The sequence below is a fragment of the Amycolatopsis cynarae genome (assembly GCF_026802195.1).
GTDB lineage: Bacteria > Actinomycetota > Actinomycetes > Mycobacteriales > Pseudonocardiaceae > Amycolatopsis_E > Amycolatopsis_E rhizosphaerae.
The window spans coordinates 2,306,028-2,321,917 of record NZ_CP113836.1 but is presented as its reverse complement, the minus strand read 5'-3'; the positions used below and the strand labels follow the sequence as shown (position 1 = coordinate 2,321,917).

General features: G+C 72.0%; 19 protein-coding genes. 4 read left to right on the top strand and 15 right to left on the bottom strand.

What is annotated here, in order from left to right; all coding sequences use genetic code 11:
• Nucleotides 1-25: 25 nt before the first annotated feature.
• From ORV05_RS10980 to ORV05_RS10955, 6 genes are all read right to left on the bottom strand, one after another.
• Complete coding sequence (locus tag ORV05_RS10980) at nucleotides 26-739, bottom strand: hypothetical protein (RefSeq protein WP_268758351.1); 714 nt, start codon at nucleotides 737-739, stop codon at nucleotides 26-28.
• Nucleotides 736-1,089, bottom strand: a complete 354-nt coding sequence (locus tag ORV05_RS10975) for an acetone carboxylase subunit gamma (protein ID WP_268758350.1) — start codon at nucleotides 1,087-1,089, stop codon at nucleotides 736-738. Before ORV05_RS10975 ends, ORV05_RS10980 begins: the two co-directional genes overlap by 4 nt.
• A 203-nt stretch (nucleotides 1,090-1,292) precedes the next feature.
• Nucleotides 1,293-3,164 carry a hydantoinase/oxoprolinase family protein gene (locus ORV05_RS10970; RefSeq protein ID WP_268758349.1) on the bottom strand — a complete coding sequence of 624 codons (1,872 nt, stop codon included), beginning with the start codon at nucleotides 3,162-3,164 and terminating at the stop codon, nucleotides 1,293-1,295.
• Nucleotides 3,161-4,255 carry a thiolase family protein gene (locus ORV05_RS10965; RefSeq protein WP_268758348.1) on the bottom strand — a complete coding sequence of 365 codons (1,095 nt, stop codon included), beginning with the start codon at nucleotides 4,253-4,255 and terminating at the stop codon, nucleotides 3,161-3,163. The genes ORV05_RS10970 and ORV05_RS10965 overlap by 4 nt, the downstream gene beginning before the upstream one ends.
• Nucleotides 4,252-4,578 carry a Zn-ribbon domain-containing OB-fold protein gene (locus ORV05_RS10960; RefSeq protein ID WP_268758347.1) on the bottom strand — a complete coding sequence of 109 codons (327 nt, stop codon included), beginning with the start codon at nucleotides 4,576-4,578 and terminating at the stop codon, nucleotides 4,252-4,254. Before ORV05_RS10960 ends, ORV05_RS10965 begins: the two co-directional genes overlap by 4 nt.
• On the bottom strand, nucleotides 4,575-5,864 hold the full coding sequence (locus ORV05_RS10955) for a phenylacetate--CoA ligase family protein (protein WP_268758346.1): 1,290 nt from the start codon (nucleotides 5,862-5,864) through the stop codon (nucleotides 4,575-4,577). Before ORV05_RS10955 ends, ORV05_RS10960 begins: the two co-directional genes overlap by 4 nt.
• Nucleotides 5,865-5,955: 91 nt before the next feature.
• Here ORV05_RS10955 and ORV05_RS10950 point away from each other — a divergent pair, with 91 nt between their 5' ends.
• On the top strand, nucleotides 5,956-6,591 hold the full coding sequence (locus tag ORV05_RS10950; protein WP_268758345.1) for a TetR/AcrR family transcriptional regulator: 636 nt from the start codon (nucleotides 5,956-5,958) through the stop codon (nucleotides 6,589-6,591).
• 22 nt (nucleotides 6,592-6,613) lie between these two features.
• On the opposite strand, the gene ORV05_RS10945 is transcribed toward ORV05_RS10950, so the two are convergent.
• Both ORV05_RS10945 and ORV05_RS10940 read right to left on the bottom strand, forming a co-directional pair.
• Nucleotides 6,614-7,465 carry a mycofactocin-coupled SDR family oxidoreductase gene (locus ORV05_RS10945; protein ID WP_268758344.1) on the bottom strand — a complete coding sequence of 284 codons (852 nt, stop codon included), beginning with the start codon at nucleotides 7,463-7,465 and terminating at the stop codon, nucleotides 6,614-6,616.
• Nucleotides 7,466-7,853: 388 nt separating this feature from the next.
• Entirely contained in the window at nucleotides 7,854-8,975 is a 1,122-nt protein-coding gene (locus ORV05_RS10940; RefSeq protein ID WP_268758343.1) for an NDMA-dependent alcohol dehydrogenase, read from the bottom strand.
• A gap of 147 nt (nucleotides 8,976-9,122) precedes the next feature.
• On the opposite strand from ORV05_RS10940, the gene ORV05_RS10935 reads away from it, so the two are divergent.
• Together ORV05_RS10935 and ORV05_RS10930 are read left to right on the top strand one after the other, a co-directional pair.
• A complete protein-coding gene (locus tag ORV05_RS10935; RefSeq protein WP_268758342.1) occupies nucleotides 9,123-9,533 on the top strand; it encodes an SRPBCC family protein in 411 nt (136 codons plus the stop codon).
• Nucleotides 9,530-9,961 carry a MarR family winged helix-turn-helix transcriptional regulator gene (locus ORV05_RS10930; protein ID WP_268758341.1) on the top strand — a complete coding sequence of 144 codons (432 nt, stop codon included), beginning with the start codon at nucleotides 9,530-9,532 and terminating at the stop codon, nucleotides 9,959-9,961. The genes ORV05_RS10935 and ORV05_RS10930 overlap by 4 nt, the downstream gene beginning before the upstream one ends.
• A 55-nt stretch (nucleotides 9,962-10,016) precedes the next feature.
• Here the strand turns inward: ORV05_RS10930 and ORV05_RS10925 are convergent, their stop codons facing one another.
• The 4 genes from ORV05_RS10925 to ORV05_RS10905 form a co-directional block, all read right to left on the bottom strand.
• Nucleotides 10,017-10,553, bottom strand: a complete 537-nt coding sequence (locus ORV05_RS10925; protein WP_268758340.1) for a hypothetical protein — start codon at nucleotides 10,551-10,553, stop codon at nucleotides 10,017-10,019.
• A gap of 281 nt (nucleotides 10,554-10,834) precedes the next feature.
• Nucleotides 10,835-11,602, bottom strand: coding sequence for a hypothetical protein (locus ORV05_RS10915; protein ID WP_268758338.1), 768 nt, complete (start codon nucleotides 11,600-11,602; stop codon nucleotides 10,835-10,837).
• Nucleotides 11,602-12,123 (bottom strand): SigE family RNA polymerase sigma factor, encoded by a 522-nt coding sequence (locus ORV05_RS10910; RefSeq protein WP_268758337.1) that lies wholly within the window; start codon nucleotides 12,121-12,123, stop codon nucleotides 11,602-11,604. Before ORV05_RS10910 ends, ORV05_RS10915 begins: the two co-directional genes overlap by 1 nt.
• Before the next feature lie 84 nt (nucleotides 12,124-12,207).
• Entirely contained in the window at nucleotides 12,208-12,564 is a 357-nt protein-coding gene (locus tag ORV05_RS10905) for an arsenate reductase family protein (protein ID WP_268758336.1), read from the bottom strand.
• A gap of 87 nt (nucleotides 12,565-12,651) precedes the next feature.
• Between ORV05_RS10905 and ORV05_RS10900 the strand changes: the two genes are divergently transcribed.
• Nucleotides 12,652-13,386: an SDR family NAD(P)-dependent oxidoreductase gene (locus ORV05_RS10900; protein ID WP_268758335.1), complete on the top strand. Its 735-nt coding sequence runs from the start codon at nucleotides 12,652-12,654 to the stop codon at nucleotides 13,384-13,386.
• Between the two features lie 2 nt (nucleotides 13,387-13,388).
• Here ORV05_RS10900 and dmpI read toward each other — a convergent pair whose 3' ends face one another.
• The 3 genes from dmpI to ORV05_RS10885 all read right to left on the bottom strand — a co-directional run bounded on the left by dmpI (nucleotide 13,389) and on the right by ORV05_RS10885 (nucleotide 15,786).
• Nucleotides 13,389-13,571 carry a 4-oxalocrotonate tautomerase DmpI gene (gene dmpI, locus ORV05_RS10895; RefSeq protein WP_144586313.1) on the bottom strand — a complete coding sequence of 61 codons (183 nt, stop codon included), beginning with the start codon at nucleotides 13,569-13,571 and terminating at the stop codon, nucleotides 13,389-13,391.
• A 91-nt stretch (nucleotides 13,572-13,662) separates the two neighbouring features.
• The gene (locus ORV05_RS10890; protein ID WP_268758334.1) at nucleotides 13,663-14,538 is read right to left on the bottom strand and encodes a LysR family transcriptional regulator; all 876 of its coding nucleotides are present in this window, start codon (nucleotides 14,536-14,538) and stop codon (nucleotides 13,663-13,665) included.
• Nucleotides 14,539-14,670: 132 nt separating this feature from the next.
• Nucleotides 14,671-15,786 carry an FAD-dependent oxidoreductase gene (locus ORV05_RS10885; protein WP_268758333.1) on the bottom strand — a complete coding sequence of 372 codons (1,116 nt, stop codon included), beginning with the start codon at nucleotides 15,784-15,786 and terminating at the stop codon, nucleotides 14,671-14,673.
• Nucleotides 15,787-15,890 lie beyond the last annotated feature (104 nt).

Below are 15,890 nucleotides of genomic sequence, written 5' to 3'. Positions count from 1 at the left end.
GTGGCTCTCCTTGAGTGGCTGGTCTTCAGTGCCCCGCCGCGCGTCCGACGGCCGCGACAGTGGCGTGCAGGTGTTCAGGGGTTGCTTCCGCGGCCGCGTCCCCGGTGGTGGTCAGCCAGGCGGCGCGCCCGGCACCGGTGAAGTCCGGCCCGGCGATGCGGGCGACCGCGGCTGAAGCCGCGGCGTCCTCGGCAGGGGTGAGCGGACGGCCCGGCGCGAGTGGACAGTCCACATCGGACCGGTCAAACGGGTCCTCCGGACCCAGCGAGCGGACCAGGACGCATTCGTAGTGCGCGGCGACGCGGGTCAGCGTGCGCAGCGCGGCCGGGTCGTGCGACCGCGGGCTCCAGTGGTGGACGAGCAGCGCGTCGACCCCGGCCTCGCCGAGCGCCCTGGCGAGCGCGACGGCGCCGGCCCGGCCCGCGGGCGGCTCCGGCGCGCCGACCACGCCCACCACGGCGATGTCGTCCCGCACGGCCCGGATCCGCCGGGCCGCCTCGGTGACCACCTCGGCTTCGGCCGCCGGATCGAACCCGACGACGATCGCGTCGTAGCCGAACAGGCGCTGCGCGGAGTCCACCGTGGTGGCCAGCAGGGCCGGATCGGTGGCGAGCGCCTCCGGCGGCACCTGCGTCACCCGCGCCGCCGTCCGCTGTCCCAAGGGGACGAACGCGGGCCGCCGGGCGGGACGGCCCCGCAGCGCCTCCCGGACCTCGTCGCGGCTCAGGGGCCCGGTCACGGCGCGGTCCTGGCCTGCCGGGCCGCGGCGCGTTCCCGCAGCGCGTCCAGGTCGAGTTCCAGGTCGCGGGTGATCGGGTGCCCCGGCGGCAGGTACTCGGTCTCCATCAGCTGGGCGCAGCGCGGGCAGTAGAACTCCACGATGCGGCACCAGTCGGGGTCGGGGGCGAAACTGTATTCCGAGCCCTGCGGGGCACGGGCGAAATGCACCTCGGCCGGATCGCGGTCGGCGACGAGCAGGCCCTCCTTGTAGGAGGCGCGGGCGGACCCGAGCGGGGCCGCACACCGGTTGCAGTGCCAGGTTTCGGTATCCAGATCCAGGTCGAGATGCTCGGTGATGCGCATGAGCATGAAGGCGCTCCTTCTAGTTTGTGTTTTTGAAGCGGCGGAGCCGCTCGCACCACGCCGTCAACTGGCACCGCCGCGGGCTCTGAGGCGGTTCCTGGGGAGGACAGCTCCGACGTGGTTGGCATCGTGAGGAGGAGATCCCGCAGCCAGGGACCGCCTCAGGTTCCGCCACCCGCACCGCTACGCAAACCACTTTGATAAAGGTCCTAGTCCAGGGAAAGGATTTCGGTGCCGTGCTCGTCGACGGTGAGGGTGAAGCCGGGCGGAACCGCGGTGGTGGTGTCGGCTCCGTCGACGAAGGCCGGGCCTGCGATGCGGTGTCCGGGGCGCAGGAAGCGGCGTTCGTAGGCGGGGGTGGCCACCCTGCCGTGGCCGGGGCCCCAGTAGGCGTCGCGCTCGCCGCGCCGGGCCGCGCTCGCGTCCGGATCCCCGAGTTCGCCGGGTTCGAACGCGACGTGCGGCACCGGGGCGACGGCTCGCACCGCGACCCGCGTGATCCCGTCCAGTCCGGTGAGTTCCTCCGGCGAGGCCACGACTTCCTCGCCCTCGGCACGGGTCGCGGTGATCGTCAGGGTGAGCTCGTCGAACCCCTCCCCCGCGATGTCCCGGCGGGCGCGGGCGATCAGGGTTTCGGCCACCCGCACCGGGTCGGGGTTGTTCCGGTCGATGCGGCGCGAGTAGGCGTGGACCACGTCGAGCCCCGACGAGCCGTAGGCGCTGAACACCGCGCTGTAGGGCGTCATCAGCGCCTTCCGCAGGCCCGTGGCCCGCACGATCCCGGCGGCGTGGGCGCTGCCCGCCCCGCCGTAGACCACCAGGACCGTGGCGGCGAGATCGTCGCCGGACAGCCCGTGGTCGGCGGCCACCGTGCGCGCGTAGCCGGCCGACATCTCGGCGACCTTCTCCTTGACCTGCCACGCGGCCTCGTCGAGCGGCACCCCGAGCGCCTCGGCCACCGGCCGCAGCGCGGTGCGTGCCCGTTCCGGGTCCAGGCGCATGCGGCCGTCGAGGAAGTACTCGGGATCGAGGTGGCCGAGCACGAGATCGGCGTCGGTCACGGTCGGGCGCTGCCCGCCCAGCCCGAAGCAAGCGGGACCGGGCCGTGCCCCCGCGCTGTCCGGGCCGACGCGCAGTGTGCCGTCTTCGACGCCGACGAGGGAACCGCCCGCGCCGCCCACCGCGTACACCCGCATGGCGGGCAGATCGACCGGGAGGCCCGCGATGTGCGAGGTCTCGTCGATCGCGGCCTGCCCGTCGGCGACCACGCCGAGGTCCACGCTCGTGCCGCCCATGTCCAGCGTCATCGCGTGCCGGACGCCGTGGCGGCGGGCCAGCGCGCGGGCCCCGAGCAGCCCGCTGGCCGGGCCGGAGTTGTAGGTGTTGAGCGCGTGCGTGCGGGCCACCCGGCTCGCCCCGCCGGAGCTGTGCACCACCAGCAGCGGCCGGGTCAGGCCCTGGAGCCGCAACCGCTCCTCGGCCCGTTGCAGGTAGCCCGCCAGGTGCCGGTGCACGTAGGCGGCGAGGAAGGCCGCGTTGAGCCGCGCGGCCGGGTCCGGCCCGTCGGCGACCTCGGAGGTGGTGAACACCGGGGTGGCGCCGAGGAACTGCCCCGGGTACTCGTGCCGCACCGCTCGTTTGGCCGCCTGCTCCTCGGCGGGCTCGGCCATCGCGACGACCACGGCCTGCGCGCCGCGGTCGACCAGCGTCTGGAAGCCGCTGAGCGCCTCCGCTGCCGCGGCCCGCTCGATCATGTCCGCCTCGGTCCAGCCCTCGTCCACCAGCCAGGACGGCCAGGGCTCGTCCGGTCCGACGAGGACGCCGACCTTGGCGCCGCGCCGCTCGATCACGGCGTTGGTAGCGATGGTGTTGGCGTAGCGCAGAACCGTGGTGTCCCGCAGCAGCGCGGGAACGGTGAGGTCGAGGCGGCGCGCCGCCTCGGTGACGCAGTCGAGCAGCGCCAGCGTCGGGTCGTGCGGGGTGCTCGGCACCTTGACCACGTGCACGGTTTCGCGCGCGTGATCGGCGATGAGCCCGTCGGTGAAGGTGCCACCGGTGTCGATGTCGATCGTGAAGCTCACTGGTCCTCCTTGACTGAGAGCACGTGCACCACGGCGGCGATCGCGTCGAGCCCGCGCGGACCGCCGCCGACGGTCTGGGCGAGCCCGGTCGTGGGCGCCCCGGCCTGCCGGGCACCCGCCTCGCCCCGCAGTTGCCAGGTGAGTTCGGCGAGCTGCGCGACGCCGGTGGCGCCGACCGCGTGGCCGCGGCCGAGCAACCCGCCGCCGGGGTTGATCGCGGTGCGCCCGCGGTCGAGGCCCAGCGCCCGGACCGAGACGATCTCGCCGATGGTGAACGGGTCGTAGACCTCGGCCACGTCGATGTCGGCAGGCCCGAGACCGGCTTCGGCGTAGGCGAGCGCGGCCGCGCGACGGGTCGGGTCGCCTTCGGTGATGTCGGCCTGGCGCCGCAGGGAGGTGCCGGAAACCATGGCCGCGGCGCGGACGGTGACCGTCGGCCGGTGGCGTGGGAGCAGACCCGGGGCGGCCACCACGATCGCCGCGGCGCCGTCGGCGTGCGCCCCGCACTGCAGCCGGGTCAGGGGGTCGGCGACCATCGGCGAGGCGAGGACCTCCTCGACGGAGGTGGCCTTGGCCAGCGTGGCGCGCGGATTCCCGGTGCCCGCGGCCCGGTTGCGTACGGCCACCTCGGCGAGTTCGGTGAGCGTGGTGCCGTTCTGCTCGAGCTCCCGCCGCGCGACCATCGCGTACACGGCCGGGAAGGTCAGGCCCAGCACGCTTTCCCGGTCGGCCTCCAGCGGGCTGAGCACCCCGTGGCCCGACACCTGCTCGACCCCCACCACCAGGGCGAGGTCCTCCAAGCCCGAGGCCACGGCCCGCACCGCCTGCCGGAAGGCCACCGAACCGCTCGCGCACGCCGCTTCGACGTTGACGATCGGCAGCCCGGTGATCCCGACCCGCTCGAGCACGCGCGGGCCCACCTGGCCACCACCGAGCACGTTGCCGACGTAGGCCGCGTCGAGCCGCGTGCGGTCGAGCCCGGCGTCGGCGAGCGCCGCCTCCACCGCCTCGCCGCCCAGGTCCTCCAGGGTGCGGTCGGGGAACCGGCCGAAGGCGGTCATGCCCACCCCGGCCATTTCGACGGGCCTCATGCCTCTGCCTCCTGTGTGACGAACCGGAAACCGGCCTCGTCTTCGGGCACCACGGTGACGACAGAGCCGATACCGACGGAGCCGGAGACGCGGGCGAAAAGCCTTGTGCCATCGGGGAAATCGGCGTAGGCGACGGTGTAGGGCACCGGCACCCCCGGCATTCCGCGGTGCACGGTGCTCCAGGTGTAGACCCGGCCGGTGGCGCCGGCCGCGATCCGGTCGGGGGTCGCGCCGCAGGCGCGGCACGGTGGTACGGGGGCCGCCACGGTGCCGGTCACCGTGGCGGTGCCGCACCGCGAACAGACGTCGACGGCGTCCGTCATCGGGTATTCTCCGTTCGGAGCAGGAGCGGGGTCTTGTGGTCGGAGCGGCCAAGCGAACCGGGCTCGACGATCTCCACGCGGGCCCGGAAGCGCAGCGCGTCGCGCAGCCGCCCTTCGATCCGCGCGGCCAGGTCGCCATCGGCACCGCTTCCGGGGCCGACCTCGACCTGCACGTCCACCGGCGGGCTCACCCGCGGTTCCTGGCCTTCGACGACGACCCGGATCACGCCCGACACCTCGGGGTGGAACGAGGCGACGACGTCCCGCACCGCCGACGGGTGCACGTTGACCCCGTTGACGATGATCATGTCGTCGGTGCGACCGAGCAGCTGGTACCGCAGTCCCGGCCGCCCGCACGCGCACGGTTCGGTGAGGAATCGCGCGGTGTCGGCCATGTCGTAGCGCAGCACCGGCCCCGCCTCCCAGCGGAGGCTGGTCAGCGCCAGGTTGCCGATGGTGCCGTGCTCGAGCGGGAGCGGCTCGCCCGTCTCCGGGTCGAGCGCCTCCAGCAGCACGTTCTCCGGCGTGACCAGGTGCATCCCGTCCTGGGCCTCGCAGGACACGGCGAAATGCCCCCAGGCCCCGCCCTGCACGTCACGCACCTCGGCGCCGTAGGCGTTTTCGAGGATCGCGCGGACCGCGGGGTCACCGGCTCCGGCTTCGCCCCCGCAGATCAGCAGCTCGATCCCGAGTTCGCCGACCTCGACGCCGGCGACCTGGGGTGCGCGTTCGATGAGGTGCTCGGCGAAGGACGGGGTGCAGCACAGCACGCGGGGCCGGATGGTGGTGGCGAACTGCAGCAGCCGGGCGGTGCCGCCCTCGGCACCGATCGGCAGCGCAGCGGCGCCCAGCGCCTGGATACCCCGGACCCAGGGCACCCCGCCGACGAACATGCTCAGCGCGTAGGCGTGCAGCACCGCGTCCCCGGGACGGACCCCGGCGGCGGCCAGTCCCGCCGCGACGGCCTCGTCGTTGGTGCGCAGGTCCGCTTCGGTGAACGTGTAGTAGGTGGGCATCCCGCTGGTGCCCGAGGTCGCGTGCACCGCGCGCAGGGAACCGGGATCGGCGCACAGGTGCAGGCCGTAGGGGTGGCCGAGTTCGCGCAGCGAGGCTTCCTGGGAGAGCCGGTGCTGGTGTTTGTCGAAACGCGGAAGAGCCGCGATTTCGGCGGGCGGGAGCTCCGCCGTGCCGATACCGGCCTCTCGCAGTCGCTGCCGGTACCAGGGACTGAATTCGCGCAGGTAGGAAAGCTGCGCGGACAGTGCCCGGAGCTGGTTGTGATCCACGTCGATCACCTCCTCGTGGGTTCGGAAACGGTAGCCGAACACTGTGTCCGAACACAAGACCGAACACTGTGTTTGGATATAACATCCGGTCATGACGACCAGACGGGACCGGCGCAGGCAGCAGGCGAGCACCGGAACGGAAACGATCGAAGCGGCCGTACTGAGGGCGACCGAGGAACTACTCGGCAAGCAGGCCCTCGACGAGATCGCGGTGGCGGACATCCTGGCGGGCTCGGGCGCCTCGCGGACCAGCTTCTACTTCTACTTCGAGTCCAAGGACGCCGTCGCCGCCGCCCTGCTGCGCCACATCGCCCACGATTTCCGCGCCGCGATGGCGCTGTGGGTGGGCGAATCGGACCAGCCCCGTCTCGACGCGCTCCGTGACGCCGTGCGTGAGACCGTGCGGATCTGGCGCCGACACCGGGGGGTGCTGCGCGCGGCCTACGAAGCCCCGCCGCACAGCTCGGAAATCGGCCAGGTGTGGGAGTCCATTTTGGACGGTTACGTCACGGTGGCCGCCGGGCACATCGAGACCGAACGCGCCGCGGGGCGCGCTCCCGCCGGACCGGACCCGGCCACCCTCGCCCGCATTCTCATCGGAGCCAACAACCAGGCGTTCTACCACCACGTGATGGCCGGTGAGACCGACGATGGCTTCGTCGACGCGCTCGCACACGTGTGGGCCGCGGGAATCTACGGCCACCCCGGCGGGGCGCCCGGTTCCTGAAGCCGGAACCGGGCGCCGGGCCTCACTGCTTGTGCGGAGCCTTGAACGGGTGCGTGCAGCCCGCGTCGACCGGGAGCACCACCCCGGTGACGTAGCGGGCTTCGTCCGAAGCCAGCCACAGCACCGCGTTGGCGATGTCGATGCTTTCCACCCACGGCACCGGCAGCGCGTGCATCAGCTGCATCGGCACCGCCGCGTCCGCCTGGGTGGCACCCGGCTGCCCGCCGGTGAAGAACGACCACATGTACTCGTTCTGGATCATGTCGGTGTCCACATTGGTCGGATGCACGGTGTTGACCCGGATCCGTTCGGGCGCCAGTTCCATCGCCAGCACGCGCATCAGCCCGACCAGGCCGTGCTTGGCCGCGGCGTAGTGCGCGACGTTGGGGAAACCGATCATGCCGGCGATCGAGCTGGTCAGCACGATCGAGCCGCCCCGCCCGCCGGCCACCACGGCCGGTGCGGCGGCGCGTACGGTGCGCCACACGCCGGTCAGGTTGATGTCGATCATGTCCTGCCAGGTCTGGGGGGACAGCTCCAGCGCGGGCCCGAAGCCCGCGATCCCAGCATTGGCGCAGATAATGTCGAGCCGGCCCAGCTCCGCCACCCCGTCGGCGACGGTGGCCTCCAGCGCGTCGCTGTCACGGACGTCGCCCACCCGGGCCACGATGCGGCGACCGAGGGCCTCGACCTGCCGCACCGTCTCGTCGAGGTCTTCCTTGGTCGCTCCCCCGTGCGCGGCCGTGGCCACGTCGGCGCAGAGGTCGAGCGCGATGATGTCCGCCCCCTCCTCGGCGAGCCGCACCGCATGGGCACGCCCTTGACCGCGCGCCGCACCCGTCACGAAGGCGACTTTGCCTTCCACCCGTCCCACGACGACTCCTGTTCCGGCCCCTGGGGGGCACTTCGCTCGTCCGGCTCACCGCCGCTGGCACGCCTCACCCTCCGCCACCGGCACCGCCGGTGTCCATGCGGAAAACCCGCGCCACGTGAGGTGAATCCCGAACGCCCGAAACGGCGCCGCGTTGTGCCGTGAAGGTCCGGCCACTTCCCGTGAGGGGTCCCCTCACGGCAGCGACAGGGGAACGGCACTCCCGGGACCAGAGGGTGCCCTCAAGGTGGCCTTAAGGGCATTTATGACCCTGAAGGCGACCTTCAGGGCATCCCGCGCCGGCCCCAGCGTGGGCTCACAGCCGCGTTCGGAGCCCTTACAGCAAAAAGGGCCGTGAGGGGGTCCCTCACGGCCCTGCGGTCGGCCTGCCTCAATCCTCGTTGTGCAGGATGACGCCACGGATGTTGCGGCCCGCGTGCATGTCCGCGTAGGCCTGGTTGACCTCGTCCAGCTTGTAGGTGGTGGTGATCAGCTCGTCGAGCTTGAGCCGCCCCGCCTTGTACAGCGCGGCCAGCTTCTGGATTTCGAACGCCGGGCTGCCCATGCCGAAGATGACGCCCTGGATGCGCTTCTGCATCATCGACAGCATCCAGAGGTTGATCGGCAGGCCCTCGTCCTTGATGTCGCCGATGCCGGTGACCACCACGGTGCCGAACTTGCCGATCGCGTTGACCGCCTGCGCCACGTGCTGACCGGTGGTGACGCCGACCGTGACGATGGCCGAGTTCGCGCCCTGCCCGCCGGTGACCGAGCGGGCGAAGTCGGCGGCCTCGTCGATGTCGGCGAAGGTGTGGGTCGCCCCGAACTCGACGGCCCGTTCGCGTTTGTACGCCACCGGGTCCACCGCGATCACATGTGCCGCGCCGCGGACGGCCGCGGCCTGCACGGCGTTCATGCCCACGCCGCCGACTCCCATCACGATCACGGTCTCCCCGGCCTTGACCTCCGCGGCGTACTCGGCCGAGCCCCAGCCGGTCGGTACGCCACAGGACAGGAGTGCGGCGACGTGGAACGGGATGTCGTCGTCGATCTTGCTCAACGAGTACTCCGGCACCACCGCGCGCTCGGCGAACGTGCCGACCATCGTCATCTGGCCCACGTCGGAGCCGTTGTGGTGGGCCCGGTAGGTCCCGTCGGCCATCGATCCCGACAACGCGTAGATGCCGAGGTCGCAGAGGTTGCCCCGGCCGGAGGCACAGGCCACGCAGCGGCCGCAGGAGGGCACGAACTGCGCCACCACGTGGTCGCCGACGGCCAGTGAGCGCACGCCGGGGCCCACCGCCTCGACCACGCCGGCGCCCTCGTGCCCGCCGATCAACGGCAGCTGGGCGACCGGCATGTCCCCGGTGGAGGCGTGATCATCGGAGTGGCACAGCCCCGCCGCCTTGAACCGGACCAGCACCTCGTTCGCCTTGGGCTCGTCGAGTTCGACGTCGATGACCTGCCACTTGCCAGGCTGCTCAAGCAGCGCCGCGGCGCGGGTTCGGATCATTGTCCACCTCAGCAGATTTAGAACAGGTTCTATCGACAGTCAAGCACACGGGTAACACCGAAGCAACAACGAGTTGCCGCTCGACAGCGCGGTGATCCCGATATAGTCTGCGCGCAGATTATCTGCGCGACGATCAAGGAGGCCTTCGTGTGGACGCACGAGCACATCGGTGAGACGGACGCCGCACCGGAAGCGGTTTGGAACGTACTGAAGGACCTGGACGACTGGGCGAACTGGGACACGTCGATGGAATGGGTCCGGCTGCGTGGCGCCTTCGCCCCCGGCGGCGAGGTCGTGATGAAGCCGAAGGGACAGGACCCGATCACCTCCGTCATCGCGGAAGTCACCGAGAACCGTGTCTACGCCGACGAAACCGAGTTCGAGGGACTGACGCTGCGGTTCAGCCACACCCTCCGGCCGCGGGAAGACGGCGGCACGAAAGTGGTCCACCGGCTCGAAATCACCGGCCCTGGCGAGATCGCCGCCTCCGTCGGCCCGGCGATCACGGAAGACTTCCCCGAAGCCATGGCCGCCCTGCTCGCGCGGGCGGCGGCGTGACGCGCTTTCCGGAAGGACCGGCGGCCAGCCCCGGCTTTTTGCTCTGGCACGTCACCCTCGCCTGGCAGCGCGCGGTCACCGCCGCGCTCCAGCCCCTCGGGCTGACGCACGCGCAGTTCGTCCTGCTGGCGAGTGCGTGGTGGCTGAGCGAGCAGGGCGAGGTGCCCAATCAGCTGCGCCTGGCCCGGCATGCCGGCACGGACGTCAAGATGACCTCGCAGATCGTCCGCAAACTGGAGGAGAAGAAACTGCTCCGACGGGAGATCGACCCTGCCGACAGCAGGGCCCGGCGGCTGCGTCCCACCCCCGCGGGCAGGAACCTGGCCCGCCGGGCCATCGCGGCGGTGGAATCGGTCGACGCGGACTTCTTCGGCCGCCACGCCCCGGCGCTCACTCCGCTCCTGCAGGAACTGGCGGACGGACGGTGAAGTCCCCTTCTTCCCGTCCGTGCCGGGATGTCCTTTTTGGACCCGGCAGTCCCGGTCAGCGCTTGAACAGTGCGATGAGCGAGCCCGGCCAGCAGATCGCGGCTGAGGCGAGGAAGCAGTAGAACCCGACGGAGAGCCCGCTGAAACCGAGGCCCGCCTTGAGCAGGAGCAGCACCACGGCGACGGTCATCATGACCGTGACGAGCAGCGACAGCGCACCCAGCACCTTGCGGTTGCGCATCGGGACGATCAGCGAGGCCCCGGCGAGCACGAGCAGTCCGCCGCAGACGAGCACGGCGATCAGGCAGACCTGGAAGATCGTCGCCTCGACCGCTCCCGCGCCCGCTTCCCCGGCCAGCTTGACCAGATCGAACCCGGTCAAGCGGCCCACCGCGGGCATCGAGACCCAGGGCAGTAAGGCCTGCACCACCCCGAGCAGCCCACCGATGATCAGGATGATCGCGGCGGGGACGTTGTTCCGCGCCAGGGGCACCGGCGGGCCGTAGGCACCGCCCGGGCCGTACGGCCCGGGACCGGGAGCCTGGGGAGAGTTGTAGCCCTGCCACTGCGGTGGCTGGTTCGGATGACTCATGCTCGACCCCTCGAAGCGCGGCGAACCCCTGTCCCGGCCAGGATCGGCTGGGCACCCGCAAATGGTAACCGCCCGCGGCGTCGGGCGGGCGGTGTCGGGCAAATCCGGGCGACGTCAGCGCCGGCGGGCCTTCTACCGCGGATTCTCCTTGCTGGCGAACAAAACCTTGCCGCGGCGGCGGGCCACCGGCGACCCCGGCCCGCCCTTCAAAGAACGCACGGTCGAACGAACTCTCATCACGCCTCCTGATTATCACTACCACCAGTGGGTCATGTGCCCGCTCACTTCGGCAGGGCCGATCCGTCGGCGGTGTAGGCGCGCGGCGGGGTGGCCAGCGTGCCGTCCGGCACCTCGTCGCGAGTGAACCAGAAGAAGACCACGTTCGGGTCCTTGCTCCAGCTCGCCAGGCTGGCCTCCACGGTCTTCCCCCGCACGGTGGTGGTGATCCTGGCGGCCGGGCCCACGTAGTACCCGAACGCGGGCACCCAGGTCCGGGTCTCGGTCTCGTCAGTACCACCGTCGAAGACCCGGAAGCCGGGTGCGCGGTCGGTTCCGGTGATCACGTTGGCCACCCGGTCCATGGCCACCCGGCCGGAAGGGCCGCGATGCCCCACCGCGAGTCCGAAGTGGACATCGGGAAGGGCCGCCTCGTCGAGGCCGACCGCGTACAGCACGATCTCCCCCGCCTCGTCGTGGATCCCCGTCGGCACCACGTCCCCCACGGGTGTGGACGACTCCCCCGCCGTTGGCACCACGTCCTCCGGCGGGGCCGACGACTCCCCCGCCGTCGTCGCCGGTGCGGGCGGCCGTGCCACGCTGATCGCCGGGCCGCCGTCCCCCACCCGGGGGGCACCCGGCCTGAGCTGGCTGGTCAGCCCCAGCACGACCACCACGGCGGCCGCCACGGCGACGACGCCGGAGGCAGCCGCCATCCGCCGCCTGCGGCGGATGCGCTTACCCAGGGCGACGACGGCATCGAGATCGGGGACCCGGTACCCCTGTTCGGGTTCCTGCCGCAGCGCCGCCCGAAACTCGTCGATGTCCGGCATCAGGCCGCACCCCCGCACGTTGCCGGCAGATCGTCTTTGGCCGCCACCCGCAGCTTGGCCAGCGCACGCGAGTTCGTGCTCTTCACGGTGCCCACCGACACCGACAGTTCGGCCGCCACCTCCGCCTCCGGCAGGTCGAAGTAGTGCCGGAGCACGATCACCGCCCGCTCACGCCCGGTGAGCCCGTCCAGCAGTTCCTGGAGCCACTGCCGCGTCACCACGGCCGACTCGGGCGCTCCGGCGACGCGGCGCTCCGGCACCTCGTCGGTCGGCGACTCCTTGATCGGCCGCCGCCAGAGGTCGATCAGGTGGTTGACCAGCACCTTCCGTGCGTAGCCGTAGGCGTCCTTGTGCCGGATCCGCCGCCAGGCGGCATAGGTCCGCGCCAGCGCCGTCTGCGCGGCGTCCTCCGCCTGGTGCCGGTCGCCGGTCAGCAGGAACGCGGCGTGCGTGAGCCTGCCGGAACTCGCCACCACGAACTCGGCGAAGTCCTCTTCGCCGCACCCCCTCGGATGCCCCATACCCCGTCCAGACGGATGAGCGACCCGAAAGGTTGAGCCGGAAAGCCCGCGAATTTCCGGGCCCTTCACGGTCCCTGCCGGAGGTCAGTCCAGGACGGAGCGCACGGCCTCGGGGGTGCGCCCGAGCACGGCGCTGCCGTCGTCCGCGGTGATGATGGGCCGCTGGATCAGGATCGGGTGGGCGGCCAGCGCCTCGATCCAGCGGGCGCGGTCGCCGGGTTCCCGCGACCAGGACTCCAGCCCGAGTTCGGCCGCCACCGCTTCCCCGGTGCGCGTGATGTCCCAGGGGTCGAGGCCGAGGCGGCCGAGCACGGCCTCGATCTCCCCGGCCGTCGGAGGCTCCTCCAGATAGCGCCGCACGGTGTACCTCGCCCCCTCGGCATCGAGAAGGGACAACGCCGATCGGCACTTCGAGCAGGCCGGATTGATCCAGATCTCCACGTCATCGCCCTTCTGGTCGCGGCTGCCCGCCGGAGGGTCGCCGAAGTCACGCGATCTTGGACCCCCGGCGTCGCTACCGTAACAACAATGACGACGGGTACGGCGCGGTCGGTGGTGGTCAGCGGCGGCGGCACGGGCATCGGGCGGGCGATCGCGGCGCGGTTCGCCGCGCAGGGCGACCGGGTGACGATTCTCGGGCGCCGGGCCGGGGTGCTGCGCGAAACCGCCGAGGCGCTCGGCGGCGACATCCTCCCCGTGGCCGTCGACCTGTCCGCGCCGGAGGAGGTCGAGCGCGCCCTCGAGCAGCTCCCACCGCGGGTCGACGTCCTGGTGAACAACGCGGGGCGACGCGGCACCCCCGCACCGGAGGGCGGGTTGAGGGCCGTCGCCGAGGCGTGGCGACAGGACTTCGACCACAACGTGCTCCCCGTCGTGCTGCTGACCGAAGCCCTGCTGCCGCGGCTGAGCAGGCCCGGCGGGCGCGTGGTCACCATCGGCTCGCTCGCCGCGCTGCGCGGCAACGGCTCGTACGGGGCGGTGAAGGCCGCCCTCCTGGCCTGGAACCACACGCTCGCCACGCGACTGGGCCCGGACGGGGTGACGGCCAACGTGGTGGTCCCCGGCTACGTGGCGGGCACCGAGTTCTTCGGCGGCGCGCCGTCGGAGGCCGAACTCGACCGCCGCCGCCGTCAGACCCTCGTCGGCAGGGAAGGACGGCCCGAGGACATCGCCGCCGCCGTGGCCTTCCTCGCCTCCCCGGAGGCCGGCTACATCACCGGGGAGTTCCTCAACAGCAACGGCGGCGCGCTCCTCGGGCGCTGACCTCACCGGTCGGCGGTCAGCTTCCCGGCCGCGCCCCAGCTGTCGGTGGGCACTTCGTGGATCCACACCTGGACGGTCTCGGCCGGAATCCCGTAGGCGTCGACGAAGGCATCGGTGATCCGCTGGACCAGTTCGCGCTTGAGTTCGACGGTGCGCGGGCCCTGCTGCACGGTGACGATCGGCATTGGTTTCTCCTTGCTGTCTCGGTGTTTCCCGTTGGGACCAGTGCACCCGGAAACCGCGCCCGCACCAAGAAGCGATCCGGACTCGCTGCGATCACCAATCGTGATCGCACGCCCGCAGCAGCGTGTCGAGGCACCACGGCGGGGCGGTTTCGGACACCGCGAGCAGCGTGGTCATCGCGATCGGCGTCCCGGGGCGGCGGAACGCGACCCGGGGCGTGGGCAGCCTCCGCGCATGCGCCTCGTACACCACCGTCCAGCCACCTCCCGCGCCCACCGTGGCCAGGGTGTCCTGGACCGTGGTGAACGGCGGACCGAGCACGGGTTCGAAACCGGCGGCCCGGCAGGAGGCCAGCATCAGGTCGTGCAGGGGCGGATTGCGGGAGCGTTCCACCAAACGCAACTGAAGTTCCGCCAGATCGGCGAGCTCCACGGACGGGGCCCCGGCCAGCGGGTGGTCGGCGGGCAGCGCGAGGGTGACCGCGTCCCGCCACAACGGGATCAGTCGCAGTTCGGGGCTTTCGGTGATCCCGCGCACGAAGGTGGCGTCCAGCCGTTGCGCGCGCACCTGGTCCAGCCTTTCCCGGGTGGGCGAGGCCACCAGTTCGACGCTCACCTCCGGCAGGGCGCGGGCCAGCGCGTCCAGGACCAGGTCGAGACGCTCGCCGAGACCGTTGCTGGTGCCCAGGCGCAGCACCGCGGGCCGCGGGCCGGCGAGCGCGGCGACCTTCGCCTTCGCCCGGCTCGCGGCGGCGAGCACCGTCCGCGCCTCGGGAAGGAACAAGCTGCCCGCGGCGGTGAGCCGCACGGTGCGCGGCGACCGGTCGAACAGTTCGGCACCCAGTTCCCGCTCCAGCTTCCGGATCTGCTGGCTCACCGCCGCCTGCACGATGTGCAGGCGCTCGGCCGCCCGGCCGAAGTGCAACTCCTCGGCGACGGTCACGAAGTACCGCAACTGGCGAAGTTCCATGGTCCCCTCCTCCGGCACCCCGGTTCCCACGTTTCGGACCGTGGTACGGCCGGTTCGACTCCCCACAGATGATCGCGCAGCGGGCCCGGGGCGCGCGCACCCGGCAGGCACAACCGGCGCCGCGGCCAGGCGTCAGGAGGAAGGCAGGGCGAAGCGGTCGCCGGGACGTGTCCCGGCGACCGCGAGGTCGGCGAGGATGCGGCCCAGCACCGGCAGGAACTTGAAGCCGTGTCCCGAAAACCCCGCGCCGACCACGACCGGGCCCACCCGGTCGAGCAGGAAATCCTCCGTGGCCGTCGTGGTGTAGGTGCAGCTGATCGGGTCGACCCGGTCCGGATCGGCGCCCGGCAGCCACTCCCGCACGTACCGCCGCAGCGCCCGCAACTGACCGGGCTCGGCCCGGAAGTCCCGCTCGTCGGGGTCGCACACCTCGCCCGCGCCGTGGAAACCGGCCTTGATACCGGCCCCGGGAGTCACGAGGCCGTAGACCGCTCCCGGAAGGCCGGGCTCGAGCCCGGCGGGATCGCGGTAGTGGATGAACGCCGGCCACGGCAGGTCCTCGCGGACGGGCGCGAAATAGGCGGGCTGTTCCTGGGTGACGCGCAGCGGCGGCAACGGCACGATCCCGGCGAGCAGTTTCGCCGACCACGCGCCCACGGCCACCACGGCCCTGCGGGCGCGATAGGTCCCGTTCACGGTGTGCACGTCGACCCGGTCGGCCCCCTTCACCTCGATCGCGGTCACCGGCGTCTCGTGGCGGACGGTGGCCCCGGCCCTCGCCGCGACGTCCTGCAGCGCCGCCACGGCGTGATCGGCGTGGAGCCGTCCGGTGAGCGGGTGGAAGTAGACACGCCCGTCGTAGCGGAGCCCCGGCCAGCGCTCGACCGCCTCCTCGTGCGAAAGCCAGCGGCCGGGCCTGCCCGCGGCTTCCAGCGCCCACGCCTGCAGGTCGAGTTCCTCGCCTCCGCCGTGCGTGACCCCGCCGGTCAGCTCCAGCAGTGAGCGCCCCGACTCCTGTTCCAGCTCCCGCCACAACGGAAGCGCGCGCAACGCCAGGCGGAGGTAGGCCGGCTCGGAGTAGCCGATCCGGAAGATGCGGGATGCGCCGTGCGAGGCGCCCCGCGTGTGGCCCGCCGCGAACCGTTCCAGCAGAACCACGTCGGCGCCCCCGGCGGCGAGCTGCCAGGCCGCGGCGGATCCCACCCCGCCGCCACCCACGACCACCACGTCGGCATCCCGCCCGGCCATCACCCGCCACCCTTCACCCGTCCGTGTCCTGCCACGGGACCGGGACCGTCCGATGAGGACCGTCGTGGCGGCACCGCCGGGACATCGACCATCGCCTACCCCGT

Excerpts from the sequence above, each read along its gene's own strand:
- ORV05_RS10890 (WP_268758334.1), bottom strand. The coding sequence starts at position 14,538 with ATGGAACTTCGCCAGTTGCGGTACTTCGTGACCGTCGCCGAGGAGTTG.
- dmpI (WP_144586313.1), bottom strand. The coding sequence starts at position 13,571 with ATGCCGATCGTCACCGTGCAGCAGGGCCCGCGCACCGTCGAACTCAAG.
- ORV05_RS10975 (WP_268758350.1), bottom strand. The coding sequence starts at position 1,089 with ATGCTCATGCGCATCACCGAGCATCTCGACCTGGATCTGGATACCGAA.
- ORV05_RS10950 (WP_268758345.1), top strand. The coding sequence starts at position 5,956 with ATGACGACCAGACGGGACCGGCGCAGGCAGCAGGCGAGCACCGGAACG.
- ORV05_RS10910 (WP_268758337.1), bottom strand. The coding sequence starts at position 12,123 with ATGGGGCATCCGAGGGGGTGCGGCGAAGAGGACTTCGCCGAGTTCGTG.
- ORV05_RS10900 (WP_268758335.1), top strand. The coding sequence starts at position 12,652 with ATGACGACGGGTACGGCGCGGTCGGTGGTGGTCAGCGGCGGCGGCACG.
- ORV05_RS10885 (WP_268758333.1), bottom strand. The coding sequence starts at position 15,786 with ATGGCCGGGCGGGATGCCGACGTGGTGGTCGTGGGTGGCGGCGGGGTG.
- ORV05_RS10965 (WP_268758348.1), bottom strand. The coding sequence starts at position 4,255 with ATGAGGCCCGTCGAAATGGCCGGGGTGGGCATGACCGCCTTCGGCCGG.
- ORV05_RS10925 (WP_268758340.1), bottom strand. The coding sequence starts at position 10,553 with ATGAGTCATCCGAACCAGCCACCGCAGTGGCAGGGCTACAACTCTCCC.
- ORV05_RS10940 (WP_268758343.1), bottom strand. The coding sequence starts at position 8,975 with ATGATCCGAACCCGCGCCGCGGCGCTGCTTGAGCAGCCTGGCAAGTGG.
- ORV05_RS10915 (WP_268758338.1), bottom strand. The coding sequence starts at position 11,602 with ATGCCGGACATCGACGAGTTTCGGGCGGCGCTGCGGCAGGAACCCGAA.
- ORV05_RS10960 (WP_268758347.1), bottom strand. The coding sequence starts at position 4,578 with ATGACGGACGCCGTCGACGTCTGTTCGCGGTGCGGCACCGCCACGGTG.